22 protein-coding genes are annotated in these 24,920 nt (G+C 68.0%); 10 read left to right on the forward strand and 12 right to left on the reverse strand.

What is annotated here, in order from left to right; genetic code table 11:
• Positions 1 to 9: 9 nt before the first annotated feature.
• Complete coding sequence (locus AAAZ40_RS10490) at positions 10 to 3,000, forward strand: restriction endonuclease (RefSeq protein WP_476660314.1); 2,991 nt, start codon at positions 10 to 12, stop codon at positions 2,998 to 3,000.
• Complete coding sequence (gene serB / locus AAAZ40_RS10495; RefSeq protein ID WP_476660315.1) at positions 2,997 to 3,722, forward strand: phosphoserine phosphatase SerB; 726 nt, start codon at positions 2,997 to 2,999, stop codon at positions 3,720 to 3,722. Before AAAZ40_RS10490 ends, serB begins: the two co-directional genes overlap by 4 nt.
• Before the next feature lie 10 nt (positions 3,723 to 3,732).
• Here serB and AAAZ40_RS10500 read toward each other — a convergent pair whose 3' ends face one another.
• Complete coding sequence (locus AAAZ40_RS10500; protein ID WP_476660316.1) at positions 3,733 to 5,103, reverse strand: TrpB-like pyridoxal phosphate-dependent enzyme; 1,371 nt, start codon at positions 5,101 to 5,103, stop codon at positions 3,733 to 3,735.
• A gap of 153 nt (positions 5,104 to 5,256) precedes the next feature.
• Here AAAZ40_RS10500 and AAAZ40_RS10505 point away from each other — a divergent pair, with 153 nt between their 5' ends.
• Positions 5,257 to 5,823: a redoxin family protein gene (locus tag AAAZ40_RS10505; protein WP_476660317.1), complete on the forward strand. Its 567-nt coding sequence runs from the start codon at positions 5,257 to 5,259 to the stop codon at positions 5,821 to 5,823.
• A 35-nt stretch (positions 5,824 to 5,858) separates the two neighbouring features.
• Here AAAZ40_RS10505 and AAAZ40_RS10510 read toward each other — a convergent pair whose 3' ends face one another.
• Positions 5,859 to 7,058, reverse strand: coding sequence for an aminotransferase-like domain-containing protein (locus tag AAAZ40_RS10510; protein ID WP_476661732.1), 1,200 nt, complete (start codon positions 7,056 to 7,058; stop codon positions 5,859 to 5,861).
• A gap of 35 nt (positions 7,059 to 7,093) precedes the next feature.
• Between AAAZ40_RS10510 and nth the strand changes: the two genes are divergently transcribed.
• From nth to AAAZ40_RS10530, 4 genes are read left to right on the forward strand one after another with little or no spacing between them, the layout of a single operon-like run.
• Complete coding sequence (gene nth / locus AAAZ40_RS10515; RefSeq protein WP_476660318.1) at positions 7,094 to 7,750, forward strand: endonuclease III; 657 nt, start codon at positions 7,094 to 7,096, stop codon at positions 7,748 to 7,750.
• The gene (gene aat / locus AAAZ40_RS10520; protein WP_476660319.1) at positions 7,747 to 8,538 is read left to right on the forward strand and encodes a leucyl/phenylalanyl-tRNA--protein transferase; all 792 of its coding nucleotides are present in this window, start codon (positions 7,747 to 7,749) and stop codon (positions 8,536 to 8,538) included. The genes nth and aat overlap by 4 nt, the downstream gene beginning before the upstream one ends.
• A complete protein-coding gene (locus AAAZ40_RS10525; protein ID WP_476660320.1) occupies positions 8,535 to 9,341 on the forward strand; it encodes an arginyltransferase in 807 nt (268 codons plus the stop codon). The genes aat and AAAZ40_RS10525 overlap by 4 nt, the downstream gene beginning before the upstream one ends.
• A gap of 37 nt (positions 9,342 to 9,378) precedes the next feature.
• Positions 9,379 to 10,185: an IclR family transcriptional regulator gene (locus AAAZ40_RS10530; protein WP_476660321.1), complete on the forward strand. Its 807-nt coding sequence runs from the start codon at positions 9,379 to 9,381 to the stop codon at positions 10,183 to 10,185.
• 101 nt (positions 10,186 to 10,286) lie between these two features.
• On the opposite strand, the gene AAAZ40_RS10535 is transcribed toward AAAZ40_RS10530, so the two are convergent.
• The 3 genes from AAAZ40_RS10535 to pssA all read right to left on the reverse strand — a co-directional run bounded on the left by AAAZ40_RS10535 (position 10,287) and on the right by pssA (position 14,467).
• Positions 10,287 to 11,567, reverse strand: coding sequence for a D-alanyl-D-alanine carboxypeptidase family protein (locus AAAZ40_RS10535; RefSeq protein ID WP_476660322.1), 1,281 nt, complete (start codon positions 11,565 to 11,567; stop codon positions 10,287 to 10,289).
• Positions 11,568 to 11,750: 183 nt separating this feature from the next.
• Positions 11,751 to 13,301 (reverse strand): 2-isopropylmalate synthase, encoded by a 1,551-nt coding sequence (locus AAAZ40_RS10540; RefSeq protein ID WP_476660323.1) that lies wholly within the window; start codon positions 13,299 to 13,301, stop codon positions 11,751 to 11,753.
• Between the two features lie 317 nt (positions 13,302 to 13,618).
• Positions 13,619 to 14,467, reverse strand: coding sequence for a CDP-diacylglycerol--serine O-phosphatidyltransferase (pssA, locus tag AAAZ40_RS10545; protein ID WP_476660324.1), 849 nt, complete (start codon positions 14,465 to 14,467; stop codon positions 13,619 to 13,621).
• Between the two features lie 139 nt (positions 14,468 to 14,606).
• Between pssA and ampD the strand changes: the two genes are divergently transcribed.
• The 3 genes from ampD (at position 14,607) to groL (ending at position 17,328) form a co-directional block, all read left to right on the forward strand.
• On the forward strand, positions 14,607 to 15,191 hold the full coding sequence (gene ampD / locus AAAZ40_RS10550; RefSeq protein WP_476660325.1) for a 1,6-anhydro-N-acetylmuramyl-L-alanine amidase AmpD: 585 nt from the start codon (positions 14,607 to 14,609) through the stop codon (positions 15,189 to 15,191).
• 154 nt (positions 15,192 to 15,345) lie between these two features.
• Positions 15,346 to 15,636, forward strand: coding sequence for a co-chaperone GroES (groES, locus tag AAAZ40_RS10555; protein ID WP_029463242.1), 291 nt, complete (start codon positions 15,346 to 15,348; stop codon positions 15,634 to 15,636).
• A gap of 45 nt (positions 15,637 to 15,681) precedes the next feature.
• Positions 15,682 to 17,328: a chaperonin GroEL gene (gene groL / locus AAAZ40_RS10560; protein ID WP_476660326.1), complete on the forward strand. Its 1,647-nt coding sequence runs from the start codon at positions 15,682 to 15,684 to the stop codon at positions 17,326 to 17,328.
• Positions 17,329 to 17,480: 152 nt separating this feature from the next.
• Here the strand turns inward: groL and AAAZ40_RS10565 are convergent, their stop codons facing one another.
• The 7 genes from AAAZ40_RS10565 to AAAZ40_RS10595 all read right to left on the reverse strand — a co-directional run bounded on the left by AAAZ40_RS10565 (position 17,481) and on the right by AAAZ40_RS10595 (position 24,913).
• Positions 17,481 to 18,431: a flagellin N-terminal helical domain-containing protein gene (locus AAAZ40_RS10565; protein ID WP_476660327.1), complete on the reverse strand. Its 951-nt coding sequence runs from the start codon at positions 18,429 to 18,431 to the stop codon at positions 17,481 to 17,483.
• Positions 18,432 to 18,443: 12 nt separating this feature from the next.
• Entirely contained in the window at positions 18,444 to 20,345 is a 1,902-nt protein-coding gene (flgK, locus tag AAAZ40_RS10570) for a flagellar hook-associated protein FlgK (protein WP_476660328.1), read from the reverse strand.
• 13 nt (positions 20,346 to 20,358) lie between these two features.
• Positions 20,359 to 21,249 carry a flagellar assembly peptidoglycan hydrolase FlgJ gene (gene flgJ, locus AAAZ40_RS10575; RefSeq protein ID WP_476660329.1) on the reverse strand — a complete coding sequence of 297 codons (891 nt, stop codon included), beginning with the start codon at positions 21,247 to 21,249 and terminating at the stop codon, positions 20,359 to 20,361.
• Between the two features lie 2 nt (positions 21,250 to 21,251).
• On the reverse strand, positions 21,252 to 22,481 hold the full coding sequence (locus AAAZ40_RS10580; protein WP_476660330.1) for a flagellar basal body P-ring protein FlgI: 1,230 nt from the start codon (positions 22,479 to 22,481) through the stop codon (positions 21,252 to 21,254).
• 65 nt (positions 22,482 to 22,546) lie between these two features.
• Positions 22,547 to 23,293 (reverse strand): flagellar basal body L-ring protein FlgH, encoded by a 747-nt coding sequence (locus AAAZ40_RS10585; RefSeq protein ID WP_476660331.1) that lies wholly within the window; start codon positions 23,291 to 23,293, stop codon positions 22,547 to 22,549.
• A gap of 63 nt (positions 23,294 to 23,356) precedes the next feature.
• Positions 23,357 to 24,139, reverse strand: a complete 783-nt coding sequence (gene flgG / locus AAAZ40_RS10590) for a flagellar basal-body rod protein FlgG (protein ID WP_476660332.1) — start codon at positions 24,137 to 24,139, stop codon at positions 23,357 to 23,359.
• Between the two features lie 30 nt (positions 24,140 to 24,169).
• Positions 24,170 to 24,913 (reverse strand): flagellar basal body rod protein FlgF, encoded by a 744-nt coding sequence (locus AAAZ40_RS10595; RefSeq protein WP_476660333.1) that lies wholly within the window; start codon positions 24,911 to 24,913, stop codon positions 24,170 to 24,172.
• Positions 24,914 to 24,920: the final 7 nt, after the last annotated feature.

The following is a 24,920-nucleotide window of genomic DNA, read 5'->3' on the forward strand; positions in this document are numbered from 1 at the left end:
AACTCAACCATGGCCGCCCAATTCCAATACATCCGCCTGGCCCACCAGGCGCAGGCCGTGGACAGCATTGCCGACGTGTTCGCCGACGTGCGCTTTGTGTCGCCAGCCGGTGTGCATGCCAACCCCACCTACGTGCCGCACGAGGCGTTCAAGACCCTGCGCGCCAACATCGAGCGCATCCGGCAAGGCAACCAGGTCAATGCGGGCGCGGTGGAGGTGGCCTCCACGCTCACCCCGGCCCTGTCGCTGGACGTGCTGATGGAAACCGGCACCGGCAAGACCTTCACCTTCATCGAAACCATCCACCGGTTGCACCAGAAGCACAGGCTGTCCAAGTTCATCGTGCTGGTGCCCAGCAACGCCATCCGCCAGGGCACGCTCAAAAGCCTGCAAACCACGGCCGCTTTTTTTGCGCGGGAATACGACAACCAGAAGATCAACGTCGTCAACTACTCCGACAAAACGGTCAACCGCTTCATCCACGCGGCGAACCTGGGGCTGACGGTCATGGTGGCCACCTACCAGTCGTTCGCAGGCGACGGCAAGCTCATCAACAAGCGCGGCGTGGAGGCCAACCTGTTCGGCCAGGCCAAGAGCTACATGGAGGCGCTGGCCGCCATCCGCCCGGTGCTGATCATCGACGAGCCGCACCGTTTCGAAGGCAAGGTGGTCCAGGCGTTTCTGCCCCGGTTCAATCCCCTCTTGACCATACGCTTTGGCGCCACCTTCAAGCGCGACGAGTTCCGTAACCTCATCTACACGCTGGACAGCCTGGAGGCCTTCCGCCAGCGGCTGGTCAAGGGCATCACCGTGGATACGGTGGGCACGGGCACCGATATGGGGCAGACCTTGCTGCTGACCCAGGTGACCGGTGCCGCCAAGGAGCGCACGGCCCACCTGAGCTACCAGACCCCGGCGGGCAAGACCGCCGCCATCACCCTGCAGGCCAAAGACAACCTGGGCGCCAAGACCGGGCTTGCCCACCTGGACGGGCACGTGGTGGAAAGCGTGACCAGCAAGGAGCTGGTGTTCACCAACGGTTTTGCGCTGCCGCTGGGCGAGCCCACCGGCTTTGGCATGTTGGCCGACGAGGTGCAGTCGCTGCTGATTCAGCGCGCCATCGCCAACCACTTCGAGCGGGAACAAGCCCTGTACAAACGCGGCATCAAGGCCATCAGCCTGTTCTTCATCGACGCGGTGGCCAAGTACCTGCCTGCCCCTGGCAGCGGGCAGCGCCCAGCCGTGTTGCGCGACACCTTCGAGCGGCTCTACCAGGTGGAATTGACCAAGGTGCTGGCCAGCGCAACCCTGGACCCCGGCTACCGCGCCTACCTGGAGCGCACGGCGCAAGACGTGAGCCGCGTGCACAGGGGCTACTTTGCCCGCTCCAACAGCGAAAAAGGCGAAGAGGAAGCCATCAAGCTGATCCTGCAGGACAAGGAAAAGCTGCTGTCTTTCGACACCGATTTGCGCTTCATCTTTTCCATGTGGGCGCTGCAGGAGGGCTGGGACAACCCCAACGTGTTCACCCTGTGCAAGCTGGCCCCCAGCCATTCCAGGATCAGCAAGCTGCAGCAGATCGGACGCGGCCTGCGGCTGGCCGTCAACCAGCAACTGGAGCGGGTGCAGGCCACTGACGCGGCCTTTGACGAAATCAACGACCTGATGGTGGTGGTGCCCGCCAGCGAAGGCGACTTTGTGCGTGCCATTCAGGCCGAAATCACCGAGCACAGCGTGCGCCGCGTGGCTGCTGAGTTTGACGATGCGGTGCTGGCCGAGTTTGGGGTGGCTGTGAGCACGCGGCAAGCCAACAAGGTGCTGGACGCCCTGGCGGAACTGAGGCTGATCGACCTGGACGACACCACGGGTCGCGCCACCTTGCGCTGGGAGCGCGCCGAATACCAGGCCAGGCGCGAAGCCATCACCGCTGTGCTGGGCCGCATTCCCGGCATGAGCCCCGACAACGTGCAGAACATGATCCGCTACCTGGACCTGTACTACGAAGGGTCCGGGCAAGTCAAGCGCAAACAGACCCAGCCAAGGCCCACGCTCGAGGTGCGCCAACCGCTGTTCCAGCACTTCAAGCCGCTGTGGGACAACCTCAACCGCCATGCCGTGGTGCGCTACAGCGTGGACACCCCCCAACTGGTGGACAAGGTGCTTGCAGCCATTCAAAAGCACTTCGAGCTACCGCCGCTGTCGATTGGCATCACCCGCACCACCGACGTGGAGACGGTACAGGCTGCGCGCAGCACGCAGGGGCTATACACCATCAAGCCCCACGCCGTGTACTCCATGGCCCAGTTCATGCGCGAACTGGCCAACCAGACGCGGCTGTCCTTGCACACCGTCAGCGAGCTTCTGCGCCGCATGCCCGCCGACAAGTTCAACCAGATCAAGCACAACGAGAACCGCGCCCTGCTGACGCTGCGCAACCTGATCCAGCGCTGCATCCACGAGCTGATGGTCAACAAGATCAGCTATGAGTTGCGCGAAATCCGCGTGCAAACCGCCTTGACCGACCAGACCGGCAACTTGATGAAGACCATCCCCGCAGCGCTGTGTGGCGTTGAACTGCACGACGTATCCAACCCCGCCGTGCGAGCACGTTCACTCTACGAAAACCCCGTCATGCCGGTGGACAGCCAGATCGAGCGCGACACGGTGGACCAATCCAACCAGCAGCAGATCACCGTGTTTGCCAAGCTGCCCAAGATCAACATCCCTACCCCTGTGGGCAACTACAACCCCGACTTTGGCTACGTCATTGCCCACCAGGGCCAAGCCCAGGCGCTGTACCTGGTGGTGGAAACCAAGGGCTACGACCATTCACAAGACATACCGCAGCGCGAGCAATGGAAGATCGACAGCGCCCGCCAGTTCTTCCAGGCCCTGCGGCACCAAGGCATTGAAGTCCACTTCAAGACCAAAATCAACCACACTTCGCTGGCGCAGGTATTGCACCAGATCGACCCCAGCCTGACTTCCACCTCCCCATGACTCCCCAGGAATTCGCCCCCGGCCTTGTGATTCAGGGCTTCACTCCCCCCTTGAGCCTGCGCGACTTTGGGCTCATCGCCTTCGACATGGACTCGACGCTGATCAACATCGAGTGCGTGGACGAGATCGCCGATGCCGTGGGCCGCAAGGCCGAAGTCGCGGCCATCACCGAAGCCGCCATGCGCGGCGAGTGGCCCGACTTCAAGGACAGCCTGCGCCGGCGCGTGGCCTTGCTCGAGGGCGTGACCGTGGCCGATATGGAGCGCGTCTACACCGAACGCCTGCGCCTCAACCCCGGCGCCGCCGAGCTCGTGACCGCCTGCCGCGCCGCCGGGCTCAAAACGCTGCTGGTCTCGGGTGGCTTCACTTTTTTTGCCGAGCGCGTGCGCGCCGAGCTGGGCCTCGATTTCGTGCGCGCCAACGTGCTCGAACTGCGCCGCGGCCCGAATTGCGGCGCCCTGACCGGGCGCTTGCTGCCCCAGTGCTGGGGGGAGATTTGCGACGGCGCCGAAAAACGCCGCACCCTGCTCGAGGTCGCCAGCCTGCTGGGGCTGGAGCCGGCGCAGTGCATCGCCGTCGGCGACGGCGCCAACGACCTGCCGATGATGGCCGCCGCCGGCCTGTCGGTGGCCTACCACGCCAAACCGGCGGTGCGCGCGCAGGCCATGGTTTCGATCGAGCACGGCGGGCTGGAGCGGCTGCTCGAAGTGCTGCAGCCCTGATGCACCCCCTTCAGCGCGGCTCGGGCACGCTGGGCAGCCCGGCCAGCGCCATGGCCAGTTCCTGCTCGTCGTAGGCCTCGTCCTTGAGCTCACCGGCAAAGTACTTCTGGTACGAGGCCATGTCGAAGTGACCGTGGCCGCACAGGCCAAACAGAATCGTCTCGGCGCGGCCCTCGCGCTTGCAGCGCAGCGCCTCTTCGATCGCGCCCTTGACGGCGTGATTCGCCTCGGGTGCGGGCACGATGCCTTCGGCGCGCGCAAACGCCACCCCGGCGGCAAAGCATTCGCCCTGGGTGTAGGCCACGGCCTCGAGCAAGCCCAGCTCCTTGCAGTGGCTCACCAGCGGCGCCATGCCGTGGTAGCGCAAGCCGCCGGCGTGAAAGCCCGGCGGCGTGAAGGTGCTGCCCAGGGTGTGCATCTTGGTCAGCGGCGTCAGGTGCCCGGTGTCGCCAAAGTCGTAGGCGTACCTGCCGCGCGTGAGCGACGGGCAGGCCGCCGGCTCCACCGCCACGATGCGCGCCTTGCGGCCGCCGCGCAGCGCGTCGCCGATGAACGGAAAGGCCAGACCGGCAAAGTTGGAGCCGCCGCCGGTGCAGCCCACCACCACGTCGGGCCAGGCGTCGGCCATCTGCAATTGCTGCATCGCTTCCAGCCCGATCACGGTCTGGTGCAACAGCACGTGGTTGAGCACCGAGCCGAGCGCATACTTGGTGTCCTCGCGCTGCACCGCCAGTTCCACGGCTTCAGAGATCGCAATCCCGAGGCTGCCCGGGTGATCGGGGCGCTGCGCCAGCACGCTGCGGCCATAGGCGGTCTGGTCCGAGGGCGAAGCCAGGCAGCGGGCGCCGTAGGTTTCCATGACCGCGCGCCGGTAGGGCTTTTGGTCGTAGCTCACGCGCACCTGGAACACCAGCACCTCGAGGCCAAAGAGCGAGCCGGCAAAGGCCAGCGAGGTGCCCCACTGGCCGGCCCCGGTCTCGGTGGTCAGGCGCTTGACGCCGGCTTGCTGGTTGTAAAAAGCCTGCGGGATGGCGGTGTTGGGCTTGTGGCTGCCGGCTGGGCTGACGCCCTCGTATTTGTAAAAAATCTTGGCCGGGGTGCCGAGCAGCTGTTCCAGCCGGTGCGCCCGGTACAGCGGTGCCGGACGCCAGAGGCGGTAGATGTCGCGCACCGGCTCGGGGATTTCGATCTCGCGCTCGGTGCTCACCTCTTGCTGGATCAGCTCGAGCGGAAACAGCGGCGCCAGGTCGTCGGGGCCGATGGGCTGCAAAGTGCCCGGATGCAGCACCGGCGGCGCGGGCTGCGGCAAATCGGCGGCGAGGTTGTACCAGTTGCGGGGCAAGCGGCTTTCGTCGAGCAGGTATTTGGTGGTTTGGGTCAAGATGCAATCTCCTTGGTGGCACTGGCAGCAGAGGGCGAGCGCGCAGGGGCCAGCGGGTGCGCGCTGCTGCACGGCGCCAATGTAGCACGCCGCCGAAGCCTACCGACCCGCACGCCAGCACACCGGGGCCAGAGCGGCGACAATAGGGCGGACATGAATACTCCCACCCCACCCTCGCGCTGGCCTCGCTGGCGCTCGCACCTGCTCACCGTGGCGCTGGTGCTGGCGGTGTTTTTGGGCGTGCAAGCCTGGCAGACGCGCGCCGTGCCGGCCGTGCTCGACCTCCACCAGCCGGTGCAGTGGCTGGGCCGCGACGGCAGCAGCCACAGCGGCAGCCTGGCGCAGGCCCTGGCCGCCGCTCGCCTGGGGCAACCCCCCGACGCCGGCACGCGGCCGGTGGCGCTCTACATCTGGGCCGAGTGGTGCCCCATCTGCCGCGGCATGGAGGGCAGCGTCACGCGGCTGGGGCAGGACTGGCCGCTGCTCACGGTGGCCATGCAGTCGGGCCCGGCGGCGCAGGTGCTGCGCCACCAGCAGCAGCGCGGTTTGCCGTGGCTGAGCGTGATCGACACGCGCGGCACCCTGGCGCAGGCGCTGGGCTACCGCTCGGTGCCGGCGTTCGCGGTGATCGACACCGAGGGCCGGTTGCGCTTTGCCACCGTGGGCTTCACCACCGGGGCCGGGATGCGGCTGCGGCTGTGGCTGGCGCACTGGTTCTAGACCGCGCCGCAGCCTTTGCGCCTGCCCCCAGCCTCTCAGCCCGCCTGGAGCGCCCGCGCCAGCCGCGCCACGCCTTCGCGGATGCGCTCGACATCGACGGTGGCAAAGCTCAGGCGCAGCGTCGCCGGGTCGGGGTCGCAGGCATAAAAGGGCCGCCCCGGCACGAAGGCCACGCCTTGCTGCACGGCGCGCTGCGCCAGCGCCTGGCCGTCGGCGCAGGCGCCACCGGCCCCGGTCAGGCGCGCCCAGATGAACAAACCGCCCTGAGGGGGCACAAAATCGATCGCCGCCCCGAGCTCGCGGCGCAGCGCGGCGCCCAGGGCTTGGGCGCGTTCGGCATAGACCGCGCGCACCCGCGCCAGCGCCGCAGCCAGGCGGCCGCCTTGCAGGTACTGCGCCGCCGTGGCCTGGGCAAAGGTGCTGGTGTGGGCGTCGCTGAACTGCTTGCACATCACCGCCTTGGCCAGCAGCTCGGGCGGCGCCACCAGCCAGCCGATGCGCAGCCCAGGGCTGAGCACCTTGCTCAGCGAGCCGCAGTGCAGCAGCCAGTCGCGGCTGCCCGCCACTTCGGCGCTCAGCGCCAGCAGGCTGGGCGGCGGGGCGGCGCCAAAGTACAGGTCGCCGTAGGGGTCGTCCTCGAGGATCGGGGTCTGGGTGCGCCGCGCCAGTTCGAGCACGCGCCGGCGCCGCTCCAGGCTCAGCAGCGCGCCGCTGGGGTTGCCAAAGCTGGGCACCAGATAGACAAACCTGGGCCGGTGCTCGGCGATCAGCGCCTCGAGCCGCTGCACATCGACCCCGTCGGCGTCGATCGGGGCCGTGATCAACTGCGCGCCATAGAGGCGAAAACACTGGATCGTGGCCAGAAAGGTCGGCCCCTCGACGATCACCTTGTCGCCCGGCGAGATCAGCGTCTTGCCGATCAGGTCCAGCGCCTGCTGGCTGCCGGTGGTGACGATGAGCTGCTCGGGCGCCAGCCCCTGCACCCCCTTGGCGGCCATGAGCGCCGCCAGTTGCTCGCGCAGCGGCTGGTAGCCTTCGGTGGCGCCGTACTGCAAGGCGGCGGCCGGGTCGGTGCTCAGGGCGCGCTCGCTGGCGGCGCGGATGCCCTCGACGTCGAACAGCGCCGCGTCGGGGAAGCCGCCCGCCAGGCTGATGATGCCGGGCTGGCCCAACAGCTTGAACAGCTCGCGGATGGCCGATGTCTCGATCTGCGCGAGGCGATCGGCAAAACGGATCGCAGGGGGTGCGCTCATGGGTGAAAATCCTCGCCATGGAACCAGTACACATCGAGCCGTTCTTTGCCGCCTTGGCGGCAGCCAACCCCGAGCCCGAAACCGAGCTGGAGTATAAGAGCGACTTTGAGCTGCTGTGCGCGGTGCTGCTCAGCGCCCAAGCCACCGACGTGAGCGTGAACCGCGCCACCCGCACCCTGTTTGCCGCCGCTTCCACGCCGGCACAGATGCTGGCCCTCGGGCTCGAGCAGGTGCAGGCGCACATCCAGTCCATCGGGCTGTACCGCAGCAAGGCGCGCCATTTGCTGCAAACCTGCCAGCTGCTGATCGAGCGCCACGGCGGGCAGGTGCCGCGCAGCCGCGCCGCGCTCGAGGCCCTGCCCGGCGTCGGGCGCAAAACCGCCAATGTGGTGCTCAACGTGGCTTTTGGCGAACCCACGCTGGCGGTGGACACGCACGTGTACAGGCTTGCCAACCGCAGCGGTCTGGCGCCGGGGCGCACGCCCTTCGAGGTGGAGCGGGGCCTGCTGGCGCGCATCCCGCCGGCGTATCTGCGCCACGCCCACCACTGGCTGATCCTGCACGGGCGCTACGTCTGCCGGGCGCGTGCGCCGCAGTGCGCGCAGTGCCACGTGGCCGCCTGGTGCGACACGGCGCTGCACAATGCGGCGGCCCCAGCCCCACCACGCCCATGAGCCGTCCACCCGGCCCGCGCCACGCCCTGCCCTGGTTGGAGCCGGGGCAGGCGTTTCCGCCGGTCGAGCAGGCCTGGGCAGAGGGCGACCCGATTCCGGGTCTGCTGGCCGCCGGTGGCGCGCTCGACTGCGCCACCTTGGCGCGCGCCTATGCCAGCGGCATCTTTCCCTGGTTCAGCGGCGAGCAACCCATCCTGTGGTGGAGCCCCGACCCGCGCATGGCGCTGCGCCCGGCCGACTTCAGGCTCCACCCCTCGTTGCGCAAAGAGATCCGGCGCGGCTTGCGCTCGGGCGCGCTCGAGATCCGCATCGACAGCGCCTTCGAGCACGTGCTGCGCGCCTGCGCCCACAGCCCACGCCAAGGCCAGCGCGGCACCTGGATCGTGCCGCCGATGATCGACGCCTATCTGGCCTGGCACCAGGCCGGCTGCGTACACAGCGTCGAGACCTGGCATCAGGGCGAACTCGTCGGCGGCCTGTACTGCGTCAACTTGGGGCGCATGGTGTTTGGCGAATCGATGTTCAGCCGCCGCCCCAACGCCTCCAAAATCGCGCTGGCGGCGCTGGTGGCTTGCGCCCGCGCCTGGCAGGTGCCGCTGATCGACTGCCAGCAAGACACCGCGCACCTGGCCTCGCTCGGCGCCCGCACCCTGTCGCGCAGCGACTTTTTGCGCACCGCCAAAGCGGCCCTGGCCGCGCCCAGCCCGGTCTGGCGCTTCGAACCCGTACACTGGCAAAGCCTGTTGGCTCCCAACCCCGACCCCCGCACCCCACCCCCACCGCCGTGACGCACCCGCAGGAACTCCCGCTGCAGACCGTGCAGTTTTACGCCACCGCAGCCTACCCGTGCAGCTACCTGAGCGCGCGCACGGCGCGCTCGCTCGTGGCCTCGCCCAGTCACCTGATCCGGGGCGACACCTACGCGCAGCTGGTGGCCCAAGGGTTCAGGCGCAGCGGGCTCTACACCTACCGGCCGCACTGCGACGGCTGCCAGGCCTGCGTGCCGCTGCGCGTGGACGCGCAAGCCTTCGAGCCCAGCCGCAGCCAGCGCCGCGCCTGGAAGCGCCACGCCCACCTGCAAGCGCGCGTGCTCACGCTGGGCCTGCGACCGGCGCACTACGAACTGTACTTGCGCTACCAGCGCCAGCGCCACCCCGGCGGCGGCATGGACCACGACGACCTCGAACAGTACCGCCAGTTTCTGCTGCAAAGCCGCGCCGACACGCGGCTGGTCGAGTTCAACGAACCTGCGCCCGAAAGCGGCGCCGAGACGTTGCGCATGGTCTCGATCCTCGATGTGCTCGAAGACGGCCTGTCGGCCGTGTACACCTTCTACGACCCCGACCCCAGCGCCGCCTACGGCAGCTACTGCGTGCTGTGGCAGCTCGAACAGGTGCGTCAGCTGGGGCTGCGTTACCTCTATCTGGGCTATTGGATCGAGGCAAGCCCCAAGATGAGCTACAAAAGCCGCTTTCAGCCGCACCAGCTGCTGCTCGGTGGCCGCTGGCAAGCCCCGCCTGCGCGCTGGACTGCGCCGGCGGCACAGCCGCAAGACCTGGGCCTGGGCATGCGATCGCGTTTCACCAGATAAAATGCGGTGCCTTGCATCTTGCCTAGGCTCAAGCCCCATGAACCGCATCCCGCACAGCGCCCCCCTGCCCATCCCGCCGCCCAAGCCCAGCGTGCAAGTGATCGAACGCATCCTGCAACTGCTCGACGTGCTGGCCGCGCACGAAGAGCCGGTGCCGCTCAGGCTGATCAGCGAGCGCACCGGCCTGCACCCTTCGACGGCGCACCGCATCCTCAACGACCTGGCTCTGGGGCGCCTGGTCGAGCGGCCCGAACCCGGCGCCTACCGGCTGGGCATGCGCCTGCTCGAGCTCGGCAACCTGGTCAAGGGGCGCCTGAGCGTGCGCGACGCGGCGCTGCTGCCCATGCGCGAGCTGCACAAGCAAATCCAGCAACCGGTCAACCTGAGCGTGCGCCAGGGCGACGAGATCATTTACGTGGAACGCGCCTACAGCGAACGCTCGGGCATGCAGGTGGTGCGCGCCATCGGGGGCCGGGCGCCGCTGCACCTGACTTCGGTCGGCAAGCTGTTCCTGGCCGCCGACGATCCGCAGCGCCTGCGCGCCTACGCCAGCCGCACCGGGCTGATGGGCCAGACGCGCAACAGCATCACCCAGCTGCCCTTGCTGGAGCGCGAACTGGCGCTGTGCCGCCGCCACGGCGTGGCGCGCGACAACGAGGAGCTGGAGCTGGGGGTGCGCTGCATGGCCGCCGGCATTTACGACGACCAGGGCCGGCTGGTGGCGGGCCTGTCGATCTCGGCCCCGGCCGATCGGCTCGAAGAAAGCTGGCTGCCCAAGCTGCGCGCCAGCGCGGCGCAGATCAGCGCCGCGCTGGGCTGGCAAACCGAACCCAGCCCGCCCTGATGCGCGGGCTGGGTGCCATGGCCTGCTTGGGTGCCGCAGCGGGCCAGGCCGCGATCAAGCCGCCGCGGGTCAGGCCGCGATCAAGCCGCAGCGTGTGGCGGTCAGCTCGGCTGCAGCAGCCCTGAGCGCTCGTGCTCGCTGGCCGACAGCGCATCGGCCGGCCGCGGGCCGCTCGAAAACAGGCTGCGCAGCACCCAGCGGCGCAGCCGCTCGGCGTCGGTGGCGCGCGCCTGGCTGCCGCTGGCACCCAGCAGCACCAAGATGAGCGACCGCCCCGACACATCGGCTTGCATCACCAGCGTGCGCCCGGCCTCGCGGATGAAGCCGGTTTTCTGCAGGTTGATTTCCCAGTCGCCGTTGCGCACCAGCATGTTGCTGTTGCGGTAGGTGATCGTGCGCGGCCCGAGCGCCAGCTGGTACTGCGGCGAGACCGACAGCTCGCGCACCAAGGGGCGATGCGAGCTGGCCGCCGTGAGCATGGCCAGGTCGCGGGCGCTGGAGCGGTTGCCGCCCGACAAACCGGTGGGGTCGGCGAAGTGGGTGTCGTGCATACCCAACTCGGTCGCCTTGCGGTTCATTTGCCGCACAAAAGCCGGCACGCCGCCGGGGAAATGGCGCGCCAGCGCGTGGGCGGCGCGGTTTTCGCTCGACATCAAGGCCAGATGCAGGGCTTGGCCGCGCGTCAGCTGCGCCCCCACGGGCAGGCGCGAACCGCTGCCACGCAGCCGATCGATGTCGGCCTGGGTGATGGTGAGCATTTCGTCCAGATCCTGCCGGGCATCGACCACGATGATCGCCGTCATGAGCTTGGTGATGGAGGCGATCGGCAACACCACGGTGTCGTTTTTGCCGAGCAAGATTTCGCCCGTGTGCGCATCCACCAGCAGCGCCACGCCCGAATCGAGCTCGAGCGGGTCGTCGGCCACGCGCAGGCCCAGGCGCTCGGCCTGCATCGGGCTGGCGCGCTCGCCGGCCGCAGCAGACGCAGCCGGGGCGGCCTCGCGCGGCGGCTGGGCCGGCGCCGCCGCGACCACCACCGACACCCGCTGCGACTGTGCCGCCGCATGGCGCGCACGCTCGATCTGCGCGTCGGTGGCGATCTGCACCTTGGCGGCAAAGCGTTGCCCTGCAGATTCGGGCACTGCCAAGGCGGCGGCACCGGGGCGGCTGGCCTGCGGCGCCACGGCGCGCTCGCGCTCGGCTCGGGCGCTGCTGGCCGGCACGGGCGCGGCCCGGGCCCCCTCGATGCGCACCTCGGGCGCTGCCACGCGCTGCTTGGCAGGAAAAGGCGTTTGGGCGTACACGGGCAGCAGCAAACCCGTGCACCCAAGCAGCAGGGCCGCCGACCAGCCGGGGCGCAGCACAATTTGGTATCGGTTCATGTCTTACTACCCTCTAGAAACAGGCGCTGGGCCCGCCAGTATAGAGAGAAAAATCAAAAACCAATCCAGATTCAGGCGCTTGTGAGGGGTTTTTAAGCCCTCATCACAACATTTTTGTGGCCACCTAAGGGTTTACCCTGATCTGATCGAGGCCGGCGCAGCGCAGCCCGGGCGGCCTGCGCTTCAGACCGGCCAGCCCTGCGCCTGCACGCGCTCGGCCTTGCTGTGCAGCTTGGTGAGGGCACTCAGGTAGGCTTTGGCCGACGCGACCACGATGTCGGGGTCGGCGCCGACGCCGTTGACCACCCGGCCGGCGTGCTGCAGCCGCACCGTGACCTCGCCTTGGCTTTCGGTCGAGCCGCTGGTGATGGCGTTGACCGAATACAGCTGCAGCTCGGCGCCGCTGTGCACGTGGCTCTCGATCGCCTTGAGCGACGCATCCACCGGGCCGTTGCCCTCGGCCTGGCCGCAGTACTCTTTGCCGCCGATGGTGAACACCACCCGCGCCTGCGGGCGCTCGCCGGTCTCGCTGTGCTGGGCCAACGCCACCAGCGCGTAGTGTTCCTGGTCGGGGGTCACGCTTTCGTCGCTGACCAGCGCCAGGATGTCTTCGTCAAAGATTTCCGACTTGCGGTCGGCGAGTTCCTTGAACTTGGCAAAGGCGGCGTTGAGCTCGACTTCGCTGTGCAGCGCGATCCCGAGCTCGTCGAGGCGCTGCTTGAAGGCGTTGCGGCCGCTGAGCTTGCCGAGCACGATCTTGTTGGCGCTCCAGCCCACGTCTTCGGCGCGCATGATCTCGTAGGTGGCGCGCGCCTTGAGCACGCCATCCTGGTGGATGCCGCTGGCGTGGGCAAAGGCGTTGGCCCCGACCACGGCCTTGTTGGGCTGCACCACAAAGCCGGTGGTCTGGCTGACCATGCGGCTGGCGGGCACGATCTGCGTGGTGTCGATGCCGACTTCGAGGCCAAAGTAATCGCGCCGCGTTTTCACGGCCATGACGATTTCTTCGAGCGCGCAGTTGCCGGCGCGCTCACCCAGGCCGTTGATGGTGCACTCGACCTGGCGCGCGCCGCCGATCTTGACGCCGGCGAGCGAATTGGCCACCGCCATGCCCAGATCGTTGTGGCAGTGCACGCTCCAGACCGCGAGATCGGAGTTGGGCACGCGCTCGCGCAGCATTTTGATGAAGTTGCCGTAGAGCTCGGGCACGCCGTAGCCCACGGTGTCGGGGATGTTGATGGTGCGCGCGCCGGCGCCGATCACCGCCTCGATCACGCGGCACAAAAAGTCGGGGTCGCTGCGGTAGCCGTCTTCGGGGCTGAACTCGACGTCGGGGCAGAGCTGGCGCGCCAGCCGCACCGCCTGCTGCGCCTGCTCGAACACCTGCTCGGGCGTCATGCGCAGCTTTTTCTCCATGTGCAGCGCGCTGGTGGCGATGAAGGTGTGGATGCGGGCGCTGCGCGCGCCGGCCAGCGCCTGGGCCGAGCGGCTGATGTCGTGCTCGTTGGCGCGCGCCAGCGAACACACGGTGCTGTCCCTGATGGCGTCGGCGATGGCCTTGACGGCTTCGAAGTCGCCGTTGGAGGCGGCAGCAAAGCCGGCCTCGATCACATCCACCTTCAGGCGCTCGAGCTGGCGCGCGATGCGCAGCTTTTCGTCCTTGGTCATGGAGGCCCCGGGCGACTGCTCGCCATCGCGCAAGGTGGTGTCGAAAATGATCAGTTTGTCGCTCATGTGAGTGCTCCAAGCGGTGTGTCCGCAACCTCATGTTGCCCGCAGCCCCAAAAACACCAACGGCCCGCTGCGGGTGCAAACGGGCCGTTGTGCAAAAAAGGCGTGCGCTAACTCGCCGACCCGTGGTGAGTCCGGGGTAGTAGCGAAAGCGCGCGCAGGTCTTGCATGACAACAATATAACATGCCCAGCCGGGCGGGCGATTGCCCCTGCCTATCACCGTGGCGGCCTTGGGGCTATGGCGCGCATGTGCTGCGCCGCCGGCAGGGGGTGTGGGGCCTCGAGGCCGGCATGAACGGGTGGCTTCAGGCCGCTTCGATCAGCGGTGCAGGTCTTTTTCGTCCGGGTCGTGGGTGCTGGTGCTCACCACGCTGGTGGGCTCGCCGCGCAGCTTGCGCCAACCATAGACCACGTAACCCGAGGCGGCATAGCCCGCAATCAGGCCAAACAGCACCAGCGGCGGGTGGATGTTGATCACCGCGATCCCCAGCGCCACCAGCACGATCACCACAAAGGGCACGCTGCGCTTGAGCTTGAGGTCTTTGAAGCTGTAAAAGGGGAGGTTGGAGACCATGGTCAGCCCGGCATAGAGCATGAGGGCGAACATCGGCCAGACCAGATCGGGGGCACTGAGCTCGAATTCGGTTGCCAGCCAGATGAAGCCCGCCACCAGCGCCGCCGCCGCCGGCGAGGGCAGGCCCTGGAAGTAGCGCCGATCGACCACGGCCGTGTTGACATTGAAGCGCGCCAGCCGCAGCGCCGCGCAGGCGCAATAGACAAAAGCGGCGATCCAGCCCCAGCGCCCGAGGTCGTACAGCGCCCACTCGTAAGCCACCAGCGCCGGCGCGGCGCCAAAGGAGACCATATCGGCCAGCGAATCCATCTGCTCGCCAAAGGCGCTTTGCGTGCGCGTCAGGCGCGCCACCCGGCCGTCGAGGCTGTCGAGCACCATGGCGGCGAAAATGCCCAGGGCAGCGAGGTCGAAGCGGTCGTTCATGGCCATGACCACGGCATAAAAGCCACCGAACAGCCCTGCCAGCGTGATCAGGTTGGGCAGCACGTAAATGCCCTTGATGCGCCGCGGCGGCGGCAGCGGCGCAGCGGCTCCACCGCACCCCGAATCGGGATCGGGTTTGGGGGCAGGTGGGGGGCTGGAGTCGGCTTGCATGGCGGCAAGTGTAAGCCAGCGCGGTCGGCATCTGGAGCGACTCGGGTCGAAGTGGGTCGAAGTGGCGTCCACTCCAGCTAGACTCGATGGCCTGAACCTCAGCCTCCCAAACCCACTTCGCTCCCAAAGCCCGCCCGCCGTGCCCCTGCCCACCCCACGCCGCTGCCCCAGCCCGCACCACGGCGCGCGCCCGCCGGGGGCGCGCATCACGCTGCTGGTGCTGCACTCCATCAGCCTGCCGCCGGGGCAGTACGGCGGCCCGCAGGTCGAGCAGCTGTTTGCCGGCACGCTGGACTGGGGCGCGCACCCCTACTTCGAGTCGATCCGGGGCCTGCAGGTGTCGGCGCACTACTACATCCGCCGCTGCGGCGAGCTGCTGCAGTTTGTGGACTGCGAGCGCCGCGCCTGGCACGCCGGGGCCTCGCAGTGGCTGGGCCGGCCCAACTGCAACGATTTTTCGATCGGCATCGAGCTCGAAGGCCTGGAGGGCGAGCCCTTCGAGCCGGCCCAGTACCCGACGCTGGCCGCGCTGTGCCTCGAGCTGGCGGGGCGCTACCCGATCGAGCACGTGGCCGGGCACCAGCACATCGCCCCCGGTCGCAAGGCCGACCCCGGGCCGGGCTTCGACTGGGCGCTGCTGCAGCGCCTGACCGGCTGGCCGCACGAGCGCCTGGTCGGGCTGTGGCCGCAGGCCGATGCGGAGTTTTTCGCCGCCCCCCCTTGAAAACCGGCGCTGCGGCCTTATCATCAGCACTCGTTGGTGGTTAGTGCTAACAGCAGACTCGGTCAGCGGCCTGCCCAGGGCAGCCGCAGCCGGCCCCCACGACTTTCGTAGCAACTGCACCGTTGTGTGTGCCTTTTTTGTGACAGGAGTACCCATGAAACTTCGCCCCCTCGCCGATCGCGTGATCGTCAAGCGCTTGGAACAGGAAACCAAAACCGCTTCGGGCATCGTGATTCCCGACAACGCCGCCGAAAAACCCGACCAGGGTGAAGTGCTGGCCGTCGGCCCGGGCAAGACCAACGACAAAGGCGAAACCAAAGCCCTGAGCGTGCAAGTCGGCGACCGCGTGTTGTTTGGCAAGTACAGCGGCCAGACCGTCAAGGTCGATGGCGACGAGCTGCTGGTCATGAAGGAAGACGACCTGTTCGCCGTCGTCGTGCGCTGAAGCGCGCCCCCGTTTCACCCCCACACATTTCAAGGATAGCAACAAATGGCAGCAAAAGACGTAGTTTTCGGCGGCGAAGCCCGCGCCCGCATGGTCGAGGGTGTGAACATCCTGGCCAACGCCGTGAAGGTGACCCTGGGCCCCAAAGGCCGCAACGTGGTGCTCGAGCGCAGCTTCGGTGCCCCCACCGTGACCAAGGACGGTGTGTCAGTGGCCAAGGAAATCGAGCTCAAGGACAAGCTGCAGAACATGGGCGCGCAGATGGTCAAGGAAGTCGCTTCCAAGACCAGCGACAACGCCGGTGACGGCACCACCACCGCCACCGTGCTGGCCCAAGCCATCGTGCGCGAAGGCATGAAGTACGTGGCCGCCGGCATGAACCCGATGGACCTCAAGCGCGGCATCGACAAGGCCGTCACGGCCCTGGTCGAAGAGCTGAAAAAGGCCTCCAAGCCCACCACCACCAGCAAGGAAATCGCGCAAGTGGGCGCCATCTCGGCCAACGCCGACGCCAGCATCGGCGACATCATCGCCAAGGCGATGGACAAAGTGGGCAAGGAAGGCGTGATCACGGTCGAAGACGGCAAGAGCCTGGACAACGAGCTCGACATCGTCGAAGGCATGCAGTTCGACCGCGGCTACCTCTCGCCCTACTTCATCAACAACCCGGAAAAGCAAGCGGCGCTGCTGGACAACCCGTTCGTGCTGCTGTTCGACAAGAAAATCAGCAACATCCGCGACCTGCTGCCCACGCTCGAAGCCGTGGCCAAGGCCGGCCGTCCGCTGCTGATCATTGCCGAAGACGTGGAAGGCGAAGCGCTGGCGACGCTGGTGGTCAACACCATCCGCGGCATCCTGAAAGTGGTGGCAGTCAAGGCCCCGGGCTTTGGCGACCGCCGCAAGGCCATGCTGGAAGATATCGCCATCCTGACCGGCGGCAAGGTGATCGCCGAGGAAGTCGGCCTGACGCTCGAGAAGGTCACGCTGGCCGACCTGGGCCAGGCCAAGCGGGTGGAAATCGCCAAGGAGAACACCACCATCATCGACGGTGCTGGCTCGGAAGACGACATCCAGGCGCGCGTCAAGCAAATCCGCATCCAGATCGAGGAAGCCACCAGCGACTACGACCGTGAGAAGCTGCAAGAGCGCGTGGCCAAGCTGGCCGGCGGCGTGGCGGTGATCAAGGTCGGCGCGGCCACCGAAGTCGAGATGAAAGAGAAAAAAGCCCGCGTCGAAGACGCGCTGCACGCCACCCGCGCGGCCGTCGAAGAAGGCATCGTGGCCGGCGGCGGCGTGGCGCTGCTGCGCGCACGCCAGGCCATCGGCGCGGTCAAGGGCGACAACGCCGACCAGGAAGCCGGCATCAAGCTGGTGCTGCGCGCGGTCGAAGAGCCGCTGCGCATCATCGTCGCCAACGCCGGCGGCGAGCCCAGCGTGGTCGTCAACTCGGTGCTGGCCGGCAAGGGCAACTACGGCTTCAACGCCGCCAACGACACCTATGGCGACATGATCGACATGGGCATTCTGGACCCGACCAAGGTCACGCGCACGGCGCTGCAAAACGCCGCGTCGGTGGCGGCGCTGATGCTGACCACCGAGGCCATGGTGGCCGAAGCCCCCAAAGACGACGCACCGGCCATGCCGGGCGGCGGCATGGGGGGCATGGGCGGTATGGGCGGCATGGACATGTGATGCCGCTGGCGTGATGCCACTGGCCGCCGGCACGAGCCTTCTGGGCTCAGGGCTGGCGGGCCTATGCAAAAGCCGGGGGGCTGCAGAGCCTCCCGGCTTTTTTGTGCGCCGCGCACAGCCCGAGCGGGCGCTGGCGTGGCACCTCGAACGCTTCAGGCGATGAACTGGAACAAGGACAAGCGCTGCACCTGCCCATAGGACTGCAGCGCCGCTTGCAGCCCGAGCTGGCGCGTCTGGAACTCGGAAATGGCGCGCACCATGTCCAGGTCGGTCAGTTGCGACAGCGCCTGCTGGCCGGCCAGGTCGCGGTCTTGCAGCAGGCTGGAGATGCTGTCGGCGCGCTGCAGCAGTTCGCCCAGGCGCCCGCGCACCAGCAGCAACCGGTCCTGCCCGGTTTGCAGGTCGGCGTTGGCGTAGCCCAGCGCCTGGGTGCGCGCAGCCACGCTCAGGGCCGGGTCTTCGAGCGCCTCGATGGCGCGCTGCATGATGGCAAACAGATCCGTGCTGCCGACCACGGCCGGGTCGGTGGAGGCGAGGTTGCGCAAGGCAAAGTCGCCGTCGACGCGGTTGGGCAAGCCCAGTTCGGTGGCTGCGGCCTGGCCCGGAATCAGGTTGGAGACGACGGCGGTGGGCGGGCCGACTTCGGCAAACGGGCGCCCGCTCGGGTCGGTCACGCCCAGGCCACCGAGCAAGGCATTGCCTTCGGTATCTTGCACGTTGGCCAGGTTCAGCATCTGGTCGCGCAGGCCGCGCATCTCGGCGCTCAGGGTGAGGCGGTCGCGATCCGACAAGGTCGAATTGCCCCCCTGCACCAACAGCTCCTGAAAACGCGCCAGCACCTCGCCCATCTGCCCCACTGCCGCTTCGGCTTGCTGCAAACTGGCACGCGAGCGCTCGAGCGCGCGCATATCGGCCCCGTTGCGCATGAGTCGGTTGCTCTCGCGCTCGGCCATGGTGGCGGCCACCGGGTCATCGCTGGCGCGCAACACGCGCCTGCCTGCAGCCAGTTTTTCCTGCAGGTCGTTGAGCTCGGAGCTGCGCTGGTTGATGCGCGTCATGCCGGCGTCGAAAAGATGCGCCGTAGCCACACGGACGATAGCCATGGATCACACTCCTCAACGGCCAAAGGTGGCCAACAGGGTCTCGAAAACCGACTGGACGGCTTGCAAATAGCGCGCGCTGGCCTGGTAGGCTTGCTGAAACTGCAGCAGGCGCGCCGCCTCCTCGTCGAGGTTGACGCCGGCCTGGTTGGCGCGCGCGGTCTCGGCCTGGGCTGCCACGCGGGTAGAAAATTCGGACTCGGCCTTGGCGATCTGAATGCTCGACGAAACCGCCACGAACACCGGAATGTAGCCATCGGAGAGGCTGTAGCCGTCGAGCGCATCGAGGTCGCGCAAGGCCAGCAGCGCCTGACCGTTGCCGGCGTTTTGGCGCATGTCCAAACCGGTGGCCGGGCTGACGGTAAAGCGGTCGCCCACCGAGGGCGCGCCGCGCAGAGTGAGCGCAAAGCCATCGACGACGATGGGCGTGCCAGAGCGAAAAGGCAAGACCGTAAGGCCCCCGTCGGTGCTGTAACCGCCGGGAAAAAATTCGACCGTGGTCGAACTCCAAGCCGGCGGCGCGCTCGCGCCCGCAGGGCGGTGCAGGGACACCACCTCGACATTGCCCGAGTTACCCGGCGCCGCCGCCACCACCACCGGGCTCGAGAGCGCCAGTTGCGAAGGCGAAGTCAGGTTGACGCCCAAGGCCGCAGGCGCGGCGCGAAACGGCCGCACCAGCACCTCGGTGTTGGCAGCGCCCAGATTCAGCCCGCTGAAGCGCAGGCCGTCGAGCGTGAGATCGGTATCGGGTGGGCCAAAGGCGACGCTGTGCCCGTCGCTGATGCGTGTCAGACTGCCCGTGCCTGCAGCGCTGAAGCTGATGCGGTAGTCGGAGGCGCGAAAACTGGCTGGCGCGTCGGCGGCGCCGTCGATGCTCCAGCTCAACCCTGGCGGCGTGACCGAGCCGCTCACCACCGAAACCGCCGACGAGAAATACTCGGCAGGCAAGGCGCGAAAAAAATCCTGCCCGGCATTGCCGTTCAAGTCCAGGCCCTGGCGGTGCTGGCGGTTGGTCAGCTCCAGCGTGGCCAGCGCCAGCCGCCCGAGTTGCGCACTGACGCCGCCCACGTCGTCGTTGTAGAAGGTCAGCGCGCCCTTGAGGCTGCCGCCGGTGATCAGGCCCTCGTTGATGATCGCGTTCGCGTTGCCAAAACCCAGGGTGTAGCGGCCTTCGGCGCTGACCGACTCGGAGCCCACCAGCGCGGTGGCGCGGTTGCCCAGCACCACCGGCACGCTGCCGCCCACGAACACCGTCAACGACCCGTCGTCGGCCGTCAAGGTGTTGACCTGGATGATTTTGTTCAAATCGGCCACGAGCCGGTCGCGCTGGTCGAACAAGTCGTTGGGCGGCGCACCGCCAGCCAAGGCGTCGATGATGCGCTGGTTGATCTGCCCGATGCTGGTGGTGAGCCGGTTCGCCTGCTCGATGCCGGCCTCGATCTGGATGCGCGTGGTCACGCGCAGCTCTTCCAATTGGCGCGCCGTCAGGTTGAGCCGGCTGGCGAACTCTTCGGCCCGCGTCAGCACCACGCCGCGCGCGGTCTGGTTGGTGGGCGAGGCCACGGTGTCGGCCCAGGCGTTGAGAAAGCCGTTGAGCTGCTGCCCGATGCCGTCGTTCCCCATGGGAAAGAGCTGCTCGAGCGTTTGCAGGCGCTGAAAACGCAGATTGGCCGACTCGGCCGCGGCTGCGGTCAGGTTCGCCTCGCGCGTCAGGAAGGGGTTGAAGGCGCGCTCGACCGACGCCACCTGCACGCCCTTGCCGAAGTAGCCCGCGCCAAAGCGCTGCCCGGGCACCTGGGTGAGTTCGACGTTCTGGCGCGAGAACCCCGGCGTGCTGACGTTGGCAATGTTGTGGCCGATGACTTGCAAGGCTGCCTGGTTGGCCACCAGGGCCGTGACGCCGACGTTGAATCCCATCTGTGCCCCCCGTTCAGCCCAAGGCCCGTTTGACGTTCAGGGTGGCGTTGATCACGCGCTCGAGCTTGCTGGCGTAGCGCGGGTCGGTGGCGTAGCCGGCTTCCTGCACCTCGCGGGCAAAGGCGCGCGCCGAGTGCAGGTTTTGCATCACTTCGGCGTAGCGCGGGCTGCTCCCGATCAGGCGCGCGTAGTCGCGAAAGGCCTCGAGCGGGCTGTCGTAGGCGCGGAAGCGCTGCACCATGCGCTGCGGCGCGCCATCGACGTACTCGGTGGTGGTGATCTCGGCCACGCGCCCGCGCCAGCCCGGCGTGGCCTTGATGCCAAACAGGTTGAAGCTGTCAGAGCCGTCGGCGTTGCGGATCGGGCTGCGGCCCCAGCCGGTCTCGTGCGCGGCCTTGCCGATCATGAAGCTGGCCGGGATGCCGCTCTCGCGCTCGACTTGCTGCGCCGCCTGGCGGTGCTGGGTCACGAAGCTGGCCTGGCTCGGGCTCGGGGTGGCAAACGGTGGCCGCGCGGCAATGGCCGCAGGGGCCGCAGCCGGGCCGGCGCTGGCAGGCTCCTGCGCGCCCTGGGTTTGCTGCATCAGTTGGCGCTCGATCATTTCACCCAAGCCCCTGGGCAGTCCGGTGAGCTTGACGGCCCATTGCTCGTCGAGCAACTGGCTGCCCAAGCCAGCGGCTTCGTCGCCCATCAGTCCCGTACTCATCGTCGCTTCGCGCATGCTCTTGAGCAGTTCGCGCATGAACAGGGCTTCGAACTGGCGCGCGGTCTCGCGGATGGCGGCGCGGCTGTCGCGACCGGCCAACTGGTTGAGCTGGTTGAGCGCGTTGCTGTCGGCGGCCAGCCCGCGCTGCTGCGCCAGCGCCAGTGCAGCGCCTGGGGCCGTGGCAGGCTGCAGGTTCATGCTCAGATCACCTCGAGTTCGGCGCGCAGCGAGCCGGCGGCGCGCAAGGCTTGCAAGATCGAGACCAGATCCATGGGCGTGGCCCCCATGGCGTTGAGGGCGCGCACCACCTCGCTCAATTGGGTGCTGGCAGGCACCTGGATCAGCGCCCCGCCCTCCTGGCCGATCTGCACCTCGGCCTGTTCGACCACCACCGGTGGCGTGCCGGGCGGCGCGAACGGCGGCGGCATGGCCACTTGCGGCGTGACGCGGATGGTGACCGTGAGGTTGCCGTGCGCCACCGCCGCCGGGGCCAGGGTCACGCTCTGGTTCATGACCACCGAGCCGGTGCGCGAGTTCACCACCACGCGCGCCGTGGGCGGCGCCAGTTGCAGCGGCAACTGCTCGATGTCGGCCAAAAAGGCGACGCGTTCGTTGGGGTCGGTCGGGGCGCGCAGGCGCACCACGCGGCCGTCGAGCGCTTGCGCCGTGCCCGCGCCCTTGGCCTGGTTGATCGACAGCGCCACCCGGCGCGCGGTCTGGAAGTCGGCGGCGTTCAGGTTCAGGTCGATGGTGGTACCGAGCAAAAGCGGCGTGGGCACGCTGCGCTCGACCTGGCCGCCGTTGGGGATGCGGCCCACACTCAAATGGTTGATCACCACCTGGGCGCCGGCGGCTGCGGCGCCGGCGCCGCCGACGATCAGGTTGCCCTGTGCCAAGGCGTAAATCTGGCCATCGACCCCGCGCAAGGGCGTGGTGATGAGGGTGCCACCGCGCAGCGAGCGCGCATTGCCAATCGACGACACCGTGATATCGATGGCCTGCCCCGGCTGGGCAAAGGCTGGCAACTGCGCCGTGACCAACACCGCCGCCACGTTGCGTGGCTGAAAGTTGGCGCCCGGCGGCAGACTCAGGCCGTGTTGTTCGAGGTAGTTGCGCAGCGACTGCGCGCTGAAGGGCATTTGGGCCGCCTGGTCGCCGGTGCCATCGAGCCCCACCACCAGCCCATAACCGGTCAGCGGGTTGCTGCGCACGCCCTGCACCGCCGCCACGTCCTGAATGCGCGTGCTGGCGTGCAAGGGGCCGGCGGCCAGCAGCCCGATGACCAGTGCAGCCAGTGCAGCCAGCGCAGCCCAGATCGACAGCCCAGCCAGCCCCAGGCGACGGCGCGCCGGCCCCAGCGCCCACACCGCACCCAGAGGCCCTGCGGCAACGCAGGGCCGGGCGGCTCGGGGGGTGGGTAGGCGGTTCATCGTACAAACTCCGGTGCGGCGGGCGCGGCTGCCAACCGCAGCCGTCGTGCCCATTGTGTAAAACTTTAGAACGGCATAAGCGTCAAAAAGAAGCGTGCCAGCCAGCCAAATGTGTGCGCATCGGCCTGCGCGCCACGGCCACGCGAGAGCACGCGCACATTGGCGACCTGGGTCGATTGCACCGTGTTGCCGGGCCGGATGGTGCGCGGATCGACCGTGCCCGAGAACTTGAGCACGTCCACGTTCTGGTTCACGCCTATTTGCTTTTCACCCACCACCACCAGGTGCCCGTTGGGCAGCACCTGCGTCACCACCGCCGTGATGCTGCCCGCAAAGGTGTGGGTGGCCTCGGTCGAGCCGTCGGCGTTGAAGCTGTTTTCGGTCTCGGCGGCGGTGCGCAGGCGCCCGAGCTCGCGCGCACGCGCCAGCGGAAAAGCCGACACCCCAGCGCTGAGTTCCGAATTGCGGTTGACCGTGGTCGCGCTCTCCTGGGTGGCGCTGACGCGCTCGCTGATCTGGATCGTGAGCACATCGCCGACCAGGCGCGCGCGGTGATCCTCGAAAGCCGGACGGAAAGTGGCGGCGCTGAACAGGCTGCCGTTGACCGGTGCCGCAGCCACCGGCGCGGGTGTGATGTCGAGTGTGCGCGGCATCGGGGCCAGGTCCACCTGCGGCACTTGCGACAGGGTTTCGCAGCCGCTCAAGACCACAGCCGCCAGCAGCGCCGCCAGCAGCACCGACCCGCGTGCGCCGCTGCGCACCGGGCAAACAGGGTGCAACGGCAGGGGCCGGCGCGGCAGTAGGGGCTTCATGGTGCGGTCTCCGGTGGGTCGGTCGGGTTCAAGGGCGCGGTTGCGGCGTCGCTGCAGCCCGCTTCAAATCTGCGCCAACCGCGCCAGCATCTGGTCCGAGGTCTGGACGGCGCGCGAGTTGAGCTCGTAGGCACGCTGGGTCTGGATCATGGCCACCAACTCTTGCACCACGTTCACGTTGGAGCTCTCGAGAAAGCCCTGCAACACCGGCCCGCGCCCCTCGCTGCCGGGTGCGCCCACGGCGGCTTCACCCGACGCAGCGGTTTCGGTAAACAGGTTTTGGCCGCGCGGCTCGAGCCCCGCCGGGTTGATGAAGGTGGCGAGCGTGATCGTGCCCGCTGGTTGCGGTGCCGGGTTGGTGCCCACCAGCACCGTCACCTGGCCGTCAGCGCCGATGGTGACGCTGCGCGCATCGCGCGGAATGGTCACGGCGCCGATCACCGGCATGCCACTGTTGTTCACCAAGCGGCCCTCGGCGGTGATCTTGAAGCTGCCGTCGCGGGTGTAGGCGGTGCTTCCGTCGGGCATCTCGATCTGGAAAAAGCCGTCGCCGTTGATGGCCACGTCGAGCTGGTTTTCGGTCTTTTGCAAGCTGCCTTGGGTGAAGGTGCGCGCGGTGGCCACGGTGCGCACCCCCAGCCCGATCTGCAGGCCGGTGGGCAGTTCGGCCTGTTCGGCGTTGGGGGCCCCGACCTGACGCAGATTCTGGTAGATCAAGTCTTCGAACATGGCGCTGCCGCGCTTGAAGCCCGTGGTCGAGACGTTGGCCAGGTTGTGCGAAATCACGTCGAGCTGGGTTTGCTGCGCGCGCATGCCGGTGCTGGCGATCTGCAAGGCGTTGATCATGGTGTGCTCCTAAGGTGCAAAGGGCCGGGTTCAGCCCTGCAGGTTCAACAGTCGGGCCGCGGTCTGGTCGTTGCGCTCGGCGTTTTGCAGCATGCGCAGTTGCAGTTCAAACTGGCGCTGTACGCTGATCATGCCGATCATGGCCTCGATCGGGTTCACGTTCGAGCCCTCGAGCGCGCCGTCGATGAGCGTGGCCGCTGGGTCTGCAGGCAGCGGGCCGCCGTCGGCGCTGCGAAACAGACCGTCGTTGCCGCGCACCAGCCGCTGTGCCGCGTCGTCGGGCGTGACCAGCTTGAGGCGCCCAAGCGCCTGCGGCGGCTCCGCGCCCACGCGCGCGCTCACCGTGCCGTCGCTGGCGATCATCACCTGGGCATTGGCCGGCACGGCGATCGGGGCCGCGCCGTCGTCGAGCATCGGCAGGCCGTTGACACCCACCAGTTGCCCCTGCGACGACACCTGCAAGGCGCCGGCGCGGGTGTAGGCCTCGGTGCCGTCCAGCGCCTGCACGGCAAAGAAGGCGCGCCCGGCGGCGGCCACATCGAGGTTGCGCCCGGTGTGCTGGATCGTGCCCGGCGTGTCCAAGTGACCGGCGCTGGCTTCGAGCGCAAAGGCGCGCGTGCTCGCGCCCTCGCCGCGCAGCGGCACCGAGCGGAAAGTGGACATCTCGGCGCGAAAGCCGTTGGTGCTCACATTCGCCAGGTTGTGCGTCAGGGCCTGCTTGCGGTGCATGGCCGCGTTGGCCCCCGACAGGGCGAGGTAGATCATGCGGTCCATGGCGCGG

Source organism: Serpentinimonas sp. SMBJO2 (genome assembly GCF_056341105.1).

Coding starts and splice junctions, on each gene's coding strand:
- AAAZ40_RS10490 (WP_476660314.1), top strand. CDS start 10: ATGGCCGCCCAATTCCAATACATCCGCCTGGCCCACCAGGCGCAGGCC.
- serB (WP_476660315.1), top strand. CDS start 2,997: ATGACTCCCCAGGAATTCGCCCCCGGCCTTGTGATTCAGGGCTTCACT.
- AAAZ40_RS10505 (WP_476660317.1), top strand. CDS start 5,257: ATGAATACTCCCACCCCACCCTCGCGCTGGCCTCGCTGGCGCTCGCAC.
- nth (WP_476660318.1), top strand. CDS start 7,094: ATGGAACCAGTACACATCGAGCCGTTCTTTGCCGCCTTGGCGGCAGCC.
- aat (WP_476660319.1), top strand. CDS start 7,747: ATGAGCCGTCCACCCGGCCCGCGCCACGCCCTGCCCTGGTTGGAGCCG.
- AAAZ40_RS10530 (WP_476660321.1), top strand. CDS start 9,379: ATGAACCGCATCCCGCACAGCGCCCCCCTGCCCATCCCGCCGCCCAAG.
- AAAZ40_RS10535 (WP_476660322.1), bottom strand. CDS start 11,567: ATGAACCGATACCAAATTGTGCTGCGCCCCGGCTGGTCGGCGGCCCTG.
- AAAZ40_RS10540 (WP_476660323.1), bottom strand. CDS start 13,301: ATGAGCGACAAACTGATCATTTTCGACACCACCTTGCGCGATGGCGAG.
- pssA (WP_476660324.1), bottom strand. CDS start 14,467: ATGCAAGCCGACTCCAGCCCCCCACCTGCCCCCAAACCCGATCCCGAT.
- groES (WP_029463242.1), top strand. CDS start 15,346: ATGAAACTTCGCCCCCTCGCCGATCGCGTGATCGTCAAGCGCTTGGAA.
- groL (WP_476660326.1), top strand. CDS start 15,682: ATGGCAGCAAAAGACGTAGTTTTCGGCGGCGAAGCCCGCGCCCGCATG.
- AAAZ40_RS10565 (WP_476660327.1), bottom strand. CDS start 18,431: ATGGCTATCGTCCGTGTGGCTACGGCGCATCTTTTCGACGCCGGCATG.
- flgK (WP_476660328.1), bottom strand. CDS start 20,345: ATGGGATTCAACGTCGGCGTCACGGCCCTGGTGGCCAACCAGGCAGCC.
- flgJ (WP_476660329.1), bottom strand. CDS start 21,249: ATGAACCTGCAGCCTGCCACGGCCCCAGGCGCTGCACTGGCGCTGGCG.
- AAAZ40_RS10580 (WP_476660330.1), bottom strand. CDS start 22,481: ATGAACCGCCTACCCACCCCCCGAGCCGCCCGGCCCTGCGTTGCCGCA.
- AAAZ40_RS10585 (WP_476660331.1), bottom strand. CDS start 23,293: ATGAAGCCCCTACTGCCGCGCCGGCCCCTGCCGTTGCACCCTGTTTGC.
- flgG (WP_476660332.1), bottom strand. CDS start 24,139: ATGATCAACGCCTTGCAGATCGCCAGCACCGGCATGCGCGCGCAGCAA.
- AAAZ40_RS10595 (WP_476660333.1), bottom strand. CDS start 24,913: ATGGACCGCATGATCTACCTCGCCCTGTCGGGGGCCAACGCGGCCATG.